The sequence below is a fragment of the Gorillibacterium sp. CAU 1737 genome (genome assembly GCF_039888655.1).
In the GTDB taxonomy this organism is placed as follows: Bacteria; Bacillota; Bacilli; order Paenibacillales; family NBRC-103111; genus Gorillibacterium.
On record NZ_JBDQQO010000001.1, the window covers coordinates 128,600 to 142,988 of the forward strand.

General features: G+C 58.3%; 11 protein-coding genes. 6 read left to right on the forward strand and 5 right to left on the reverse strand.

Features of this window, described 5'->3' with window-relative positions:
* Position 1: 1 nt before the first annotated feature.
* On the reverse strand, positions 2-991 hold the full coding sequence (glpX, locus tag AAFN83_RS00570) for a class II fructose-bisphosphatase (protein ID WP_347766372.1): 990 nt from the start codon (positions 989-991) through the stop codon (positions 2-4).
* A 241-nt stretch (positions 992-1,232) separates the two neighbouring features.
* Here glpX and AAFN83_RS00575 point away from each other — a divergent pair, with 241 nt between their 5' ends.
* Positions 1,233-1,643 (forward strand): GNAT family N-acetyltransferase, encoded by a 411-nt coding sequence (locus tag AAFN83_RS00575; RefSeq protein WP_347766373.1) that lies wholly within the window; start codon positions 1,233-1,235, stop codon positions 1,641-1,643.
* Positions 1,644-1,776: 133 nt separating this feature from the next.
* Here the strand turns inward: AAFN83_RS00575 and AAFN83_RS00580 are convergent, their stop codons facing one another.
* Positions 1,777-3,204, reverse strand: a complete 1,428-nt coding sequence (locus AAFN83_RS00580) for a SpoVR family protein (RefSeq protein WP_347766374.1) — start codon at positions 3,202-3,204, stop codon at positions 1,777-1,779.
* 327 nt (positions 3,205-3,531) lie between these two features.
* Between AAFN83_RS00580 and AAFN83_RS00585 the strand changes: the two genes are divergently transcribed.
* Complete coding sequence (locus AAFN83_RS00585; RefSeq protein ID WP_347766375.1) at positions 3,532-5,307, forward strand: methyl-accepting chemotaxis protein; 1,776 nt, start codon at positions 3,532-3,534, stop codon at positions 5,305-5,307.
* A gap of 120 nt (positions 5,308-5,427) precedes the next feature.
* Here the strand turns inward: AAFN83_RS00585 and yhbH are convergent, their stop codons facing one another.
* Positions 5,428-6,579: a sporulation protein YhbH gene (gene yhbH / locus AAFN83_RS00590; protein ID WP_347766376.1), complete on the reverse strand. Its 1,152-nt coding sequence runs from the start codon at positions 6,577-6,579 to the stop codon at positions 5,428-5,430.
* Between the two features lie 148 nt (positions 6,580-6,727).
* On the opposite strand from yhbH, the gene AAFN83_RS00595 reads away from it, so the two are divergent.
* Both AAFN83_RS00595 and AAFN83_RS00600 read left to right on the forward strand, forming a co-directional pair.
* Complete coding sequence (locus tag AAFN83_RS00595; RefSeq protein ID WP_347766377.1) at positions 6,728-7,264, forward strand: mismatch-specific DNA-glycosylase; 537 nt, start codon at positions 6,728-6,730, stop codon at positions 7,262-7,264.
* 131 nt (positions 7,265-7,395) lie between these two features.
* A complete protein-coding gene (locus AAFN83_RS00600; RefSeq protein ID WP_347766378.1) occupies positions 7,396-7,983 on the forward strand; it encodes a P-loop nucleotide/nucleoside kinase family protein in 588 nt (195 codons plus the stop codon).
* A 73-nt stretch (positions 7,984-8,056) separates the two neighbouring features.
* Here the strand turns inward: AAFN83_RS00600 and AAFN83_RS00605 are convergent, their stop codons facing one another.
* Complete coding sequence (locus AAFN83_RS00605) at positions 8,057-8,542, reverse strand: DUF4190 domain-containing protein (protein WP_347766379.1); 486 nt, start codon at positions 8,540-8,542, stop codon at positions 8,057-8,059.
* Between the two features lie 254 nt (positions 8,543-8,796).
* Between AAFN83_RS00605 and AAFN83_RS00610 the strand changes: the two genes are divergently transcribed.
* Positions 8,797-9,180: a DUF423 domain-containing protein gene (locus tag AAFN83_RS00610; protein WP_347766380.1), complete on the forward strand. Its 384-nt coding sequence runs from the start codon at positions 8,797-8,799 to the stop codon at positions 9,178-9,180.
* 47 nt (positions 9,181-9,227) lie between these two features.
* Complete coding sequence (locus AAFN83_RS00615) at positions 9,228-13,724, forward strand: DEAD/DEAH box helicase (protein ID WP_347766381.1); 4,497 nt, start codon at positions 9,228-9,230, stop codon at positions 13,722-13,724.
* 67 nt (positions 13,725-13,791) lie between these two features.
* Here the strand turns inward: AAFN83_RS00615 and AAFN83_RS00620 are convergent, their stop codons facing one another.
* The gene (locus AAFN83_RS00620; RefSeq protein ID WP_347766382.1) at positions 13,792-14,316 is read right to left on the reverse strand and encodes a hypothetical protein; all 525 of its coding nucleotides are present in this window, start codon (positions 14,314-14,316) and stop codon (positions 13,792-13,794) included.
* Positions 14,317-14,389 lie beyond the last annotated feature (73 nt).

A 14,389-nucleotide genomic window follows, 5' to 3' on the forward strand; every position in this document is an offset into this window, starting at 1 on the left:
TTCAGGCTCTAGCAAAATTCGGCGACGGGCTCTTAAGTCCTGCCTTTTGGCTCTTCAAAAAGTATACCTGCTGTCCTTGTCCGATGCCAAGCATCGTATGGACCGCCCACTGGCCTGCCGCCGTTCGTCTCACCCCGGACAGCAGCAGGCTGTCGGTGATGCCGGTTGCGGCAAACAAGCAATCGTTCGACCGGACGAAGTCCGACAGGCCGAGCGGCTGATCGGGCCTCACGCCCATCAGCAGGCAGCGGCGTTCCTGCTCCGCGTTCTCCGGCTTCAACCGGCCTTGCATGTCTCCGCCGAGGCAGCGAATCGCCGCAGCGGACACGACGCCTTCCGGAGCGCCGCCGATGCTGTAGAACAGGTCGGGAACGGCTCCCGGAACGGCGGTGGCGATCAGGCAGGAGACGTCACCTTCCTGGAAGAGCGCCACCTTCGCTCCGGCGCGCCGTACGGTTTCAATCGCTTCGCGATGGCGAGGCCGATTCTGGATGGACACCGTCATCTCGCGCATGTCCTTGCCAAGCGCTTTGGCGGTCCGCTCCAGGTTGGTGAGGAGCGGCGCGGTGATGTCGATCTGTCCGACTGCCGCCGGGCCGACCGCCAGCTTTTCCATGTAGGTGTCCGGCGCATGCAGCAGGCAGCCTTCTGGGGCAAGGGCGATCACGGAGAGCGAATTGTCCAGCCCGTCCGCCACAAGGGCGGTTCCCTCCAGAGGATCGACGGCGATGTCCACGCGGGGACCGAAGCCGGTTCCCAAGGTTTCGCCTATGTACAGCATGGGAGCTTCGTCGAGCTCGCCTTCTCCGATCACGACGGTGCCGCGCATCGGCATCCGGTTCAGCCAGGTGCGCATCGCTTCGGTAGCCGCCCCGTCCGCTTCATTCTTCCGACCGTGTCCGATCCAATCGGCCGAGGCGATGGCTGCCTGCTCGCAGACCGCGGCAAGTGACAGTCCAAGGTGTTGAATCGTTCCTTCAAAGCCCTTCATCGTTCGTGCTCCCCTTTTCGCTATCCCGTGAATTCTTGCGTTTCTATCATATATGAATTATCGTTTGTTATCGATATTTATCATATTACTTTCATATGAAAATGAAATGATTGTCGAAGATTTGTAACAGAATCAAAAGGGATTCATGGGGGTCTCGTCGAAAAATGGGTTAGAATGGAGGCGATCCGCATGGTAAAGCGCCGTTACCCCTCTTCCTATTAATCATCGAGGAGGAGAGAGAATGGAGATTGCATTTCATACGAACAAGAATCTGCCACAAGCAGCTTTGAAGAAGGTATACAACGATGTTCAATGGACAGCTTACACACGGGACCTGCCGATGCTTCAAAAAGCTTTGCTGCAGTCACTCGATGTGATATCGGCTTGGGATCAAGAGGAACTGGTGGGGCTGATCCGCGTCGTCGGAGACGGGGTCACGATCGTGTATATCCAGGACTTGCTCGTGCGAACCGACTATCAAAACCGTGGCATTGCCACTCGCCTGATGGAACAAGCGCTGGCGCGCTATGAGAAGGTTCGGCAAAAGGTATTGCTCACAGAAGAAGCACCGGATGTCCGACATTTTTATGAAAAGCATGGCTTCCAATCCTGTGATCAAGGCACCCTTGTAGCCTTCGCCAAGCTGGAATGAAGTTATGGCAACGAGCAGTCATCATTCCGTTGAAAAGAGAAACAGCGCGACCCGGATCGGTCGCGCTGTTTCTCTTTTTGAATCTGACCAAACTGCGGCGTACTTTTCCCCCTTCTCGGAGCACCGCCGCCCTTCACAAAAACTGCCGCTGGTGTTTCTTGCCGTCGTAGCTGAACAAAACCGGCTTATCTTCCACGATGGTCTCCAAGTAGACCGACTTTCCCCAAAGCTGTTGCACGTAGGGCAGGGTCTTCTCCACGTATTTCAGGTCCAGCTCCATGCCTTCATAGCCGTGCTTCAAGTAGAGCTCTCCCCGTTTGCCGTAGTCGCCATTCTCGACGGTCAGATAGGGGAACCCGCCGTTCACCCGGGAATAGACCAATTGGTCGCGCACCCGATGCCAGGTCTTGTCGGTGATTTTCCAATCGCTGCCCTTCTTCTCGAAGACATAGAGGTCGAGATCCTCCACCAGTTCGCGGGTTAGGTAGTTGCGCAGGAAGGAGGTGTCTGAATCGAATTCCCGCACCTCAAACAGCTTCTCCCGCCCTTTTCCCGATACGCGGCCGAGCTTCTCGCGCTCCTCCTTTGTCGGGTTATCCCACCGCTTCTCGATGTTCTCAAAGATTTTATAGCCGAGATAATAGGGGTTCAGGCTGTGGGTGGAGGGAACGACGACCGAGGAATTGAGCTTGGAGAATTCAATCGTCTCGGCCGGGGTCAAGTCCAGCTCCCGCATGATGCGGATGTGCCAGTAGGAGGCCCAACCCTCGTTCATGATCTTCGTCTCCATCTGGGGCCAGAAGTAGAGCATCTCATCCCTCAGCATCGTCAGAATGTCTCGCTGCCACGGTGTAAGCTCGACCGCATATTGCTGGATAAACCAGAGCAGGTCTTTCTCGGGACGCGGCGGAAATCGTTTGGGCGTATCTTCAGGGCTCGCTGCACCCGATGCCGATGGGTCGGGCTCCAGCGCCCACAGGTCCTCGTAGCCAGTTAGGGGTTCGTCTGGATGGGCCTCAGCTTCGTCGAATCGGCCATATCGGTCCGGGGAATAAGGGCGCACCAGGTCTGGATCGATGTGTTCCTGGATGGCGAGCACCGCGTCCAGAAACCGCTCCACCTTGTCAGCGCCGAATTCCAGCTCATATCGACGGATGCGTTCGGCTGTGGCGGACATGCTCTCGACCATGTCGCGGTTTGTTTTACTGAAGCGAGCGTTGTTTTTGAAGAAATCGCAATGGGCGAGGACGTGCGCCACGATCAGCTTGTTCTGCACAAACGAATTGCCGTCTAACAGGAAGGCATAGCAGGGGTTGGAGTTGATGACGAGCTCATAGATTTTACTCAGGCCGTATTCGTATTGGGTTCGCATTTTTTGGAAACTCTTTCCAAATGTCCAATGGCTAAAGCGGGTAGGCATGCCGTAAGCGCCAAAGGTATAGATGATATCGGCGGGGCATATCTCGTAGCGCATCGGGTAGAAATCCAGCCCGAAGCCCGTGGCAATCTCCGTGATCTCGGCGATGGCTTTCTCCAAAGCCGCTTCCTCGTCTCTCGTCAAGCTGCTCCCTCCTTATAACGGAAAGGCGCTCCCGTCTCTCTCTCCTCCTCTGAAGGCTCGGACAGGAAGACGCCCTCTCGCTCTCGCACCTAGGGTCACTCTCGTACCATGTATATGGAAAAAGGCGGAAGATGATGATGCAGCAGTCCTCCCCATTTTGCTTCGATCTCCTCAAAGATTAAAATCATTCTTTCCAAAAAAATGCTATCAAAAAAGCGGGCCTTTTGACCGATACGATTAGTAGATTAGTGTCGATATAAGTCGACTCTTGAGAAACGAAACCAAGGGAGCTGCTTGCCTTGGGTTTCTCTGAAGGGAGCCAATGGGATGAGGTCTATTCGGGTAAAAGTGTTCACTCTGGCTTGTTCGATTGCCATTCTGACTTCGGTGGTTCTGACTACGCTTGCGGTCCGCCAAATTCAGGTCGGCAACGAAAGGTCTCTGCAAGAAATGTCCGACACCCTCATGGAAGATTATGATGCCATGATCCGTACGCAGGTGGAGATGGCGGTTAGTCTCCTGCAGGCTTCTTATGATGCTTCGGTCGAACGGAACCTTTCGGACGAGGATACGCGCAAAGACGCAGCGGCTCTGCTGCGCAAGCTGACATATGGCACGGAAGGTTATTTCTGGGCCGATACGACCTCCGGTGTGAATGTGGTCATGCGAGGAATGGCGGATGTGGAGGGGAAAACGCGTTGGGACGCGCTGGACGCGAACGGGGCTCCCTATATTCAGGAGATTATCGGGGCTGCGGTCAATGGAACCGGCTATGCGGATTATGTGTTCCCGCGCCCGGGGCAAACGGAGGCGCTGCCGAAGCGATCCTACAGCCAAGTTTTTGCTCCCTTTGGCTGGGTGATTGGGACGGGCAATTACATCGATGATATCCATACCATCCTGGACCAGAAGCGGCAAACCATGAAGGAGGAGCTGAATCACGATGTTCTCTTCCTGATTGCGATCGGCTTGATCATCCTGGTCGCAGGCAGCGGATTCGCCCTGGTTCTGGGAGGTCGAATTGCCAAGCCGATTCAGATTATGACCTCGGTCATTCGCGAGATGGGCGGCTTGAAGTTTACGGGGGCGGAGCGCTTGACCGCGCTTCGGAAGCACCGCGACGAAACCGGCGTCATGGCAGCCAGTCTGGAGGACATGAGCCGCAGCTTGGGCGAGACGGTTCGGAGCATCAACTCCGTTACGCTGGAGCTGAGCGCGCATGCCGAGGAATTGAGCGCATCCTCGGCCGAGAACAAGCAGGCGGTTGGACAGGTTGCCACCACCATCAATGAGATGGCGGAGGGCAACGAGCATCAGGCGGAGGATGCCTCCCGCACGAACGAGGCACTTCAGGACTTGAACGGGCATGTGGAGCGGATTTCGCAGCAGACGGCGGATGGAGCGCAGTTGGCGAACGCCACGCTCGCCACCGTTAAGGAAGGACGGACGCTGCTGGAGAAGCAGAGCCGGCAGGTGGAGGAGAGCCTGGTCATCACCCGCGAAGCGGACGAATCGATGAGCGAGCTGGCGGGGATGATGCATCAGGTGGAGCAGATCATCGGTTTGATCCGATCCATTTCGGATCAAACTCATCTCCTTGCCCTCAATGCAGCGATCGAGGCTGCACGAGCCGGAAACCACGGACGCGGCTTTGCCGTTGTGTCGCATGAAATCCGCAAGCTGGCGGAGAGCGCCGCAGAGGCCACCGACAAGATCGGCGGACACATTCGGTCGACGCTTGAACGGACCGAAACCACTGCAGGGCGAATCCGGGTTGCGCATGACTATGCCGTTGAACAGGCGACCGGGCTCCGGGATACGGAAGGGAAATTCAATGAAATTTTCCGTTCGGCCGACGAAATTGTGCAATCCAGTGCTTCGGTGTCTACCTCGCTCCATGAGCTGCAGCAGATCAGCCAAGGCATTCTGGAGCGCTCGCAAAACCAGGCGGCCGCGGCCCAGCAATCCGCCGCCGCCATGGAGGAAATCTCCGCCTCCGCCGAGGAGCAGGCCGCTTCGCACGAGAATCTGGTGACAGCGGCTGCTCAACTCGCCACGATGGCGGAGCAGCTGACCGAGGAGATGGGCAAGTTCGAGGTGTAGCCTTCTGCTGGCAGGCGCAGTCTGCCCGAGCTGCTCAACCCCAACAGCCCCGCTGAAGCGACGAGAAGAGCGGTTCCTCTCTCGTCCTTTCAGCGGGGCTTTTCCGTTGGGGAATCACTTCTATAAAGCGGCAGCTGGTTTGCCAAAAAAGGTCTTCAGGGCGCTGTACACCTCTCCTTTTTCCTTGATGATAGCGTATTGGAATTTGGGGTGGTGGATTTGCTTGTAGGCGGACATGAGGGTGCTGCTGCGGTTGTACTGGTTGACCTCTCCATAGCCGAACAGGTTGCAGCGCTCCAATAAGGCGTTGATCAGCTTGACGCATTTTTCATTATCAGAGGTCAGGTTGTCGCCGTCGGAGAAGTGAAAGGGATACAGGTTGTATTGCTCGCTCGGATAGCGGGCATCCATAATTTCGAGAGCCTTTGCGTAAGCCGAGGAGCAGATGGTGCCGCCGCTCTCTCCCTTGGTGAAGAAGTCTTCCTCGGTGACTTCCCTCGCCTCCGTGTGGTGGGCGATAAAGGCGATCTCGACGTTCTCGTACTTGGTGCGCAGGAAGCGGGTCATCCAGTAGAAAAAGCTGCGGGCGATATATTTCTCAAAGCTGCCCATGGAGCCGGAGGTGTCCATCATCGCAATGATGGCGGCGTTCGAATGGGGCTTCTGGATTTCCTCCCACGTCTTGAAACGAAGGTCATCCGGCGAGATGCCATGAATGCCCGGCTGACCCGAGCCGGCGTTGCGCTTCAGGTTCTCCAGAATGGTTCGTTTCTTGTCGATGTTGGACATGAGCCCCTTCTTGCGGACATCGTGGAAGACGATCTCGCTCGCTTGCATTTGCTTCTTTTCCTTCTGGGCGAGCCGCGGAAGTTCCAGCTCCTCGAACAGCATGGCTTCCACCTCGTCGAGCGTGACTTCGGAGTCGTAGTAGTCTTCTCCCGGCTGGTCGCCCGCTCCTTGCCCTTTGCCGGGGCCTTGCGCAGGCTGCGGATCGCTCCCGAGCACGTCGCCCACCTGGGAATCGCCGTCTCCTTGCCCGACGTGCTTTGACTTTTTGTAATTGTACCGAAATCGGTATTCGTCCAAGCTCTTGATCGGAATGCGGATGACTTGCTTGCCGCGCTGCATGACGATGCTTTCGTCGGCAACGAGGTCGGGGAGGTTGTGCTTAACCGCCTCCCGAACCTTTTCCTGATGGCGGGTCTGGTCCTGGAATCCCTTGCGATGCAGGGACCAATCTTCCCGGGATACGATAAAAGACGGCTCTGCCACGAGCGCACCCCCTTCACGAATGGTATCCTTACACTATATTCAGAGAATGCTCAATGATGAAGCGAGCCTTCTCAATGACGGGGGCTGCGACAAGGGCTTATTTTGGGTAAGGGATAGGTAACCCACGCCAAAGTTAGGAGGGGTCGACATGAAGGAAGTTCCCGATCACCTGGAAAAGGGGCTTACCCTCGTCTTTATCGGATTTAACCCCAGCCCGATCTCCGCGGAGAAAGGGCATCATTATGCGAATCCGCGGAACCGCTTTTGGCGCATCCTGCATGAGGCCGGCCTCACTCCGCGGTTATACGCGCCGGAAGAGGATGGGGACCTCCTGCGGCTCGGCATCGGCTTTACCAATATCGTCGCTCGGCCCACGCGCGGAGTGGAGGACATAACCCGCGACGACTATCGGGAGGGACGCGTGCTGCTCAGGCAAAAGCTAGCTCGAACCCGCCCTCGCATTGCCTGCTTCGTCGGCAAGGGCGTCTATGCCGAGTACAGCGGCAACCGTCAGGCAGACTGGGGATTTCAGCAGGAGCCGCAAATCATCGGGATGGAGGAGTTTGTCGCTCCTTCCTCCAGCGGCTTGGTTCGGATGCCGCTGCCCGAGATCATCGCCATCTACCGGAGGCTGGCGGACTTTCTTGAAGACAAGCCGTCTCTGGCGGAAGAATGGACAGAATGATAACCATGTCAGGATGTCAAAGGGATACCATTCTCTTTGTTTATCCATTATACTAAGAATCGTGAACGCATATTCGGGACGTGATGGAGGCCATCCGTTCCATTTGCTGCGAAACGTGAGGGGGATCCTACATGCAGAAGCTGGTTTTCTTCGTCGGTGTGGCCGGAACAGGGAAATCGACGGTAGCCGCTAAACTTGCGGTGGAGACTTCCGTGGTGTATCTCGATCGAGATACGCTCGGAGGGCGGTTTGTGGAAGCGATGTTGAAGGGGCAAGGCCTGGATCCCGATGACCGGGATTCGGACTATTACAAGAAGAACCTGCGGGATCTGGAATATGACACGACCGAGGATGTCTGTGTGGAGAACGTGAAGCTGGGGCAGGACGTGTTCATGATCTCTCCCTTCACCCAAGAGCTGAAGAACAAGAACTGGCTGGAGGGACTGCTGCAGAAGGCCGGAAAGAGCCGCAACGAGGTGAAGGTGAAGGTGGTTGTGGTAACCCTGTCGGATTCCGAGGCTCAACGGAAGCGGATTCTTGCGAGAGGCACAAGCCGGGACGAATGGAAGCTGGAGCATTGGGACGAGTATTGGCAGTCGCTGCGCTTTGTCCCCGAGATCAATTGGGAGCTGAATGAATCCGATGTGCTCCAGTTTGATAACAGCGGAGAACTAACGACGGAGAAGCTGGCGAAGGTGAAAGCCTTCATTGAACAATAAGAGAGAATGAACAAAACGGGTAGCCGCTTCGTAGCGACTACCCGTTTTTGTTGGTGATGAGGCAGAAATCTGACTAGTAGCCCGAGAGACCTTGAACCAGGCCAACGAGGAAGGAGATGCCGAAGAAGCCGACCACGATCGCATTGATGATCGTACCCGCGATCGCAAAGCCTTTCTTGCGGTTCTTTTGAACAAGGCCGACGATCCCGAGAATGAGGCCGACGAGCATGAGGATTCCGGCGAACAAGAAGCCAAGCCCCCCAAGGCCAAGCTGCGCGATCATTGCGGAGTCTTCCATATCAGACAGGTTGTCCAGGTTGTCCGCGACCACGCTAAAGATGGCCGCCAGGGAGCCGATGGTGATCACCAAGCCAATGATACTCATGATGAAGGAAGCGATGCCGAGCCCGGAGTGAGGCTTAGCGGGTGGAGCCGAGAACCCGTCTACCGGCGAAAACCCGAAGGTGGGTTCCGGTTGGCGAGGAACTACCGGTTGTGCTTGTTGCGGTTCTTGCTTGGTTTGCCATTCTGGTACCATGTCGTCATTGCGGTTATCCATGTGTTCACCTCAAGAATGATATGTATCGGAACCGGTCAAGTCGGAATGGGGATTCTCCCTTGACCCTTTTCCCGTGCAGTGGGTTGTTCAAACAGACAGGCAGGAAACTGTCGAATTTCCACACAACAACCCTTGCTCTCCTAGTTTACCGTTTTTTTCTTGCGGGCGAAACGGTTTTCTTTGAATTCCATTTTTGGACAATTCGTTCGTTGTGCTACTATGAAAGAAACATAGCGGCGAAAGGGGGGATTCTCTTGAAACGATTTGTCGGATGGGGAAGCTTGCTCGCTTTCCTTGGGGTAGCACTGGGTGCGTTTGGCTCTCACGGCCTGCGCGACCAGCTAACCCCCGAGCGGCTTGCGGTATTTGAGACGGGGGTTCGGTACCAGCTTATCCATGCCCTCGGGCTTGTTCTGATCGGGTTTGCCTCCGAGCGGCTGAAGGATCGCAAGCGCGTGATCGCTGCGGGCTGGCTGCTTCTGGCGGGAGTGCTGCTGTTCTCCGGGAGTCTCTATGCCTTGGTACTGAGCGATACACCGGCTTTAGGCGCGATCACGCCGATCGGCGGAGTCGCGTTTCTTGCGGGCTGGGGGTGTCTGGCCTGGGCAGCCTGGAAGGAACCGAAGGCATCTTCGTAGAAGCTTGTTAGCATATGGAAGATCGTTCGTCCAGGGAGGGAAACGGCATGGTGGAGGAAGGGGGGATCGGAGCCATGGAGGAAATGGAAAGGTTTTTGCCGGTTACCCGGGTGTGGTTTGCCGAGAAGATCGGTCCGGCGACCGACGTGCAGCGGCGAGCCTGGCCGGCGATCCAGGCGGGGGAATCGACGCTCATCGCGGCTCCGACCGGATCGGGGAAGACCCTGGCCGCGGTGTTGCCGTGTGTTGACCGCATGGCCCGCGAGAAGCTGACGACGGAGCCGGGCAAGCGGGGCGGCGTTCGAGTGCTTTATGTAACGCCGCTCAAAGCGCTCAATAATGACATTCACCATCATCTGGATCACTTCATTCGCGAGCTGAAGGAGACGGCGGAGCGGATCGGACAGCCTTGGCCGGAGCTTGCCATCGGGGTCCGTACCGGCGACACGTCTCAAAGCACCCGTGCCTCGATGCTGCGCAAGCCGCCGGAGCTCCTTGTTACGACTCCGGAATCGCTCTATATTCTCCTCACCTCCGAGCGAGCCAGAGGCATTCTGCAGACCGTGGAGCAGGTGATCGTGGATGAAATCCACGACCTGGCGGCAGACAAGCGCGGGGTTCATCTCAGCGTTTCGTTGGAAAGGCTGGAGGAGCTGTGCGGGCGTCCGATCCAGCGGATCGGGGTATCCGCAACGCAGAAGCCGATCGAGCGGATGGCGCATTATTTAGGCGGCTGGGAGCCGGGTGAGCCGGAAGAGGCGTCCCTCTTGCAGCAAGACGATGGAGGGGATCAAGCTGGAGAAGGCTCTTCTATCGATGAGGCTACCCCTGCCTCGGAAGCGATTCTCGGCCGAGGGTATCGTCCCCGTCCGGTGACCATCGTCGAGAGTCCCATGGAGCGCAAGCTGGCGCTCACGGTGACGATGGCAGAGCGGCCGGGAATGGGGCGCGGAGAGGAACGTATCTGGCAGCGGCTGCTGGACAAGCTGTTCCTCTTGATGGAGGGAGCAACGACCTGCATCCTGTTCACGAACAGCCGCCGGCTGTGCGAGCGGCTGACGCTGCGCTTGAATGAGCATGCAGGCGACGAGATTGCACGCTCCCACCACGGCAGCGTCTCGCGCGAGAAGCGGCTCGAGGTCGAGCGCATGCTCAAGGCAGGCGAGCTGCGCTGCCTCGTCGCCACCTCCTCGCTTGAGCTCGGCATCGACGTCGGGGCGGTCGATCTCGTCATCCAGGTCGACTCGCCCAAGACGGCCAGTGCCGCGATCCAGCGCTTCGGCCGGGCCGGGCACGCCGTTGGCGGCGTGAGCCGCGGCGTCATGCTCGCCCGCACGAAGGGCGAGCTGCCCGAGGCCGCCGTACTCGCACGAGCGGCGATGAATCGCGACATCGAGCCGATCCGCGTACCGCGGCACGGCCTCGATGTGCTCTCGCAGCAGCTCGTGGCGATGGCGGCCCTGGACGACTGGGAGCTCGAGCGGCTGAAGGGCGTTCTCGCTCGCAGCTACTGCTACCATGGCTTGCCCGAAGCCCGGCTGACTGCCGCCCTCGATGTGCTGGGCGGTCTCTTCCCCTTCTCGCGTCCGCTCCTGGAATGGGATCGGGAGAAGGGGAAGGTCAGCCGTCGTCCAGGCACCTCCATGGCGGCCATCGTCGGGGCGGGAACCATTCCGCCGAGCAGCGGCTACCCCGTCCACCACGCCGAGACGAGGGTGCACGTCGGCGAGCTGGACGAGGAATACATCTATGAATCCCGTGTGGGCGATGTCTTTCAGCTTGGAGCTTCTTCCTGGACGATCCGGGAGATTCGCGCGGATCGTATCTATGTGACGGAAACGGCGAATCGCTTCAGCGAGATACCGTTCTGGAAGGCGCTGCCGATCAGCCGAAGCGTCGAGCTTGGCCAGACGATCGGCCGATTCCTTGCGGAGCTGGCTGGGCGCGACCTGAGCCAGCCGGAGCGGATTCAGGAGTGGCTGAAGCAGGAATGCCGCCTGGATGAACCCGCAGCGCTTGCGCTCATCGAGCTCGTGAAGGCGCAGAAGGTCGCCTCCGATGTCCCCACTGACCGCCGGATCGTGCTCGAACACTACCCGGACGATGTCGGCCGCCATCATCTTGTCATCCACAGCCTGTTCGGGCGGCGCTTCAACGTAACCTGGCAGCTTGCCCTGCGAGCGGAGCTGGAGAAGGTCGTGCCCGAACGGTTCTATTCGGGCGTTCGTGACAACGGCATCGAGTTCGTCTTCCCTCAATGGAACACCGCTTGGCTTGCCGCCATCTCCCGCGTTGATGCAGGAAGGCTGGAGGAGTTGGTGCTGGACGCGCTGCCCGGTTCTCCCTTGTTTGGAACGCATTTTCGCCGAATTGCCGAGGTTTCGCTTCTGCTTACCCGAGGCTTTACCCGCATGCCCTCCTGGAAGCAGCGGATGCGGGCCGAGGAGCTGCTTCGCGAGGCGGTGCTCTACTCGGAGCGCTTTCCGTATGTGCGGGAGGCCATTGAGGAGGCGATGAACGAGTCGCTCTCGGTTCCGGAGGTCAAGAAGCTGCTGCGGGATATTGCCGACGGCAGCGTGGAAGTGGTTCACCGGGACAACGGCTTTCCTTCTCCTTTCGCCCGGGAATTCCTTCAGGAATACATCATGGATAGCTTCTACGAATCCGATGCCGTAAGCCGAGATCTCCAGCAGCAGGTGCTCGGCGTGAGCCGTGAGCTGGCGGCTGAGCTGTTCGGAGAAGAGGGCGCGGCCAACGCCATCTCCCCGGTCGTGCTGCGTGAGGAACGAGAGCGATTGGAGGCTCCACCCCGGGAGAAGCTGTCTCGGGAGGAGGCTTATCGGCTGTTGAAGGAGCGAGGCGACCAAAGCGAACGCGAATGGAACGCGCTTGCGAGAGAGGAAGCGACGGTGCTTCGGGAATCGCTGCAACGGGATGGCAAGGTCGCCCGGGTCTTCGTGGCCGGGGAAGAGAGGCTCATCTGTGCAGACGAACAGTCCATTTACGCCACGTTCCCCGAGTCGGAAGAGTCCGTCTCCTTCATCGTTCGCCGCTACCTGGATCATCGCCTCTCCTTCACACCGGCGGAGATCGCGGAGCGTTATGGCTTGGACGTGGAACGATGCCGAGGGTTGATCCGGGAATGGAGCGGCCAAGCGTTGGTGAAGCCGGCTCCCTTCGCCGAGCCGGGGGAACCGGAGCTCTGGACGAGCGCGAAGGTGGCGGAACGCATCGTGCGGTTCTCCTTGCTCGAATTTCGACGCCAAGCTGATCCGGTGGAACCGGCCAAATATGCCGCTTATCTGTGCAGCCTGCATGGACTCGCCGGGGAAGCCAGCCAGAGCGGGATCAGCGGCCCGGATCGATTGCGCGAGGTGATCGCAAGTCTGGAAGGCTTGTTCCTTCCTGCCTCGCATTATGAGACGCATCTTTTCCCGGCCCGGATGCCCGGCTATCGGAAGGAGGACCTCGATCTCCTCTGCGCATCGGGGGATGTGCGGTGGATGGGCCTAAGGCGAGAAGGGGAGAAGGAAGGGCGGGTGGCGTTCTTCCTCGCTGAATCGAAGGAGCTGACGGTTCCTTTTGCCATAACGGAGGAGGAGACCCGTCAGCCCGAACTGCTCGCGTATCTGCAGGAGAAGGGAGCCTGCTTCCTCACGCAAATCTCGCGGGATTTGGGAGCGCCGCCTTCGGTACTCCTGGACAAGCTGCTGGAGCTCGTCTGGGAAGGTCGTGTCGCCAATGATCAATTCGCGCCGCTGCGCAAAGCGCTCACGAAATCCCGCGCCCAAGCGGCTCCCGGCCGGGCAAACGCCTTTCAATCCGGCCTCGGCCGCTGGTATGCCATCGGCGGGGAGAAGTTGCCGCCGAATGCGGCACATGAGGTTCAGCGCGAGTGGAGGGAGCGGGAGGATCGCGCTGCTGCCGCTTGGGTGCGCCGGCTGCTCGCTGCCTTCGGAATGGTCACACGCAATCTCGTGGCGGAATACTCTCCCTATTCCTGGGATCGCCTGTACGGCATCTTGAAACAGTTGGAGGATTGGGGCATGCTCACGAGGGGATTCTTCGTCTCGGGTATTCCGGTCATGCAGTTTGCTGCCCGGGAGACCGTCGAGACGCTTCGCGGGCTTCCCGCCTTGAGGGAAGGGGGCGGGTTTGCGCTAGTGTCTGCAGCCGACCCGGCCAACCCGTACGGGGTGCTACTGCCCTGGCCGGAACGGGCAGGGGCTTCCTTCAGCCGAAAACCGTCTCATTCCTTGTTCCTGCGCGGACAGGTATGGGAGCTCTGGCTGGAGAACGGGGGCAAGCGGATTACGGACATGGCGCTGCCTGACGATTCGGAACGGCGAAGAAGCAGCCTCTCCTTTGCCCTGAGGGCGGTCATGACCTTCGGCAAGCTGAGGAAGGTTCAGGTTGAGCGCTGGAATGGGCTGCCGGTCGGGGAAAGCCTGGAGGCGGAGGAACTGCAAGCGCTCGGCGGAGAGCGGGACCGGGAAGCGCTCGTCTTCTGGCCGAGCTCCTTGCCTGCCCCGCCGCTCCGCTAAAAAGAAAAAACCTCCTGACCGATGCCGTCGGTCATGAGGGGATTCTGCGGGAGAAAGGAGGCGGCCTCTATATGGAGACCTCCTCCACCTCCGTCAAGCGGAATTGATAAACTTTCTTCTCATCTACGTGGTAGACCGTCAGGGAATCCTCCTGCAGGTCAAAGCTCAGAATGCGGCAAGGGACGCTGAGTCGAATGCCTTTGCCCTTGAGGACGGTCAAGCGAACGAGCGCATTGGTTTGCTTGTACTTCTCCAATAAATCAATCCAGAACTGGGCTTCGCCGTTTCCTTTGGCTTTCTCTGGCTTGGTCTCCGCCGCTTTGGGCGGCTCTGACTTCCCGGGGGGAGTGACCGAAGCCGAAGGAGTCTGCTTCTTCCCTTTGTCGGGAATGGGGAGATCCGTTCCGCCCTTCTCAGACGCTTCTTGAACCAACTTTCCGATCGCGATGCCTTTCTTGATGTCGTAATCCGCGATTTGGTCTTGATTGAGAAGATGAAGCAGGGTTTCGAGGGCGATGCCATTGTTATAGCCTTCTACCAAGATATCAACAGTGAACAGATATTTCTTTTTCTCTTGTCTTGCTTTATCCATGCTATTAGTCGCCCAACCCTCCACCTAATGTACTCCTACTATAGCACGTATAATTTCGTGAATATAGAGCTTT

Coding starts and splice junctions, on each gene's coding strand:
- glpX (WP_347766372.1), bottom strand. CDS start 991: ATGAAGGGCTTTGAAGGAACGATTCAACACCTTGGACTGTCACTTGCC.
- AAFN83_RS00575 (WP_347766373.1), top strand. CDS start 1,233: ATGGAGATTGCATTTCATACGAACAAGAATCTGCCACAAGCAGCTTTG.
- AAFN83_RS00585 (WP_347766375.1), top strand. CDS start 3,532: ATGAGGTCTATTCGGGTAAAAGTGTTCACTCTGGCTTGTTCGATTGCC.
- AAFN83_RS00595 (WP_347766377.1), top strand. CDS start 6,728: ATGAAGGAAGTTCCCGATCACCTGGAAAAGGGGCTTACCCTCGTCTTT.
- AAFN83_RS00600 (WP_347766378.1), top strand. CDS start 7,396: ATGCAGAAGCTGGTTTTCTTCGTCGGTGTGGCCGGAACAGGGAAATCG.
- AAFN83_RS00605 (WP_347766379.1), bottom strand. CDS start 8,542: ATGGATAACCGCAATGACGACATGGTACCAGAATGGCAAACCAAGCAA.
- AAFN83_RS00615 (WP_347766381.1), top strand. CDS start 9,228: ATGGTGGAGGAAGGGGGGATCGGAGCCATGGAGGAAATGGAAAGGTTT.
- AAFN83_RS00620 (WP_347766382.1), bottom strand. CDS start 14,316: ATGGATAAAGCAAGACAAGAGAAAAAGAAATATCTGTTCACTGTTGAT.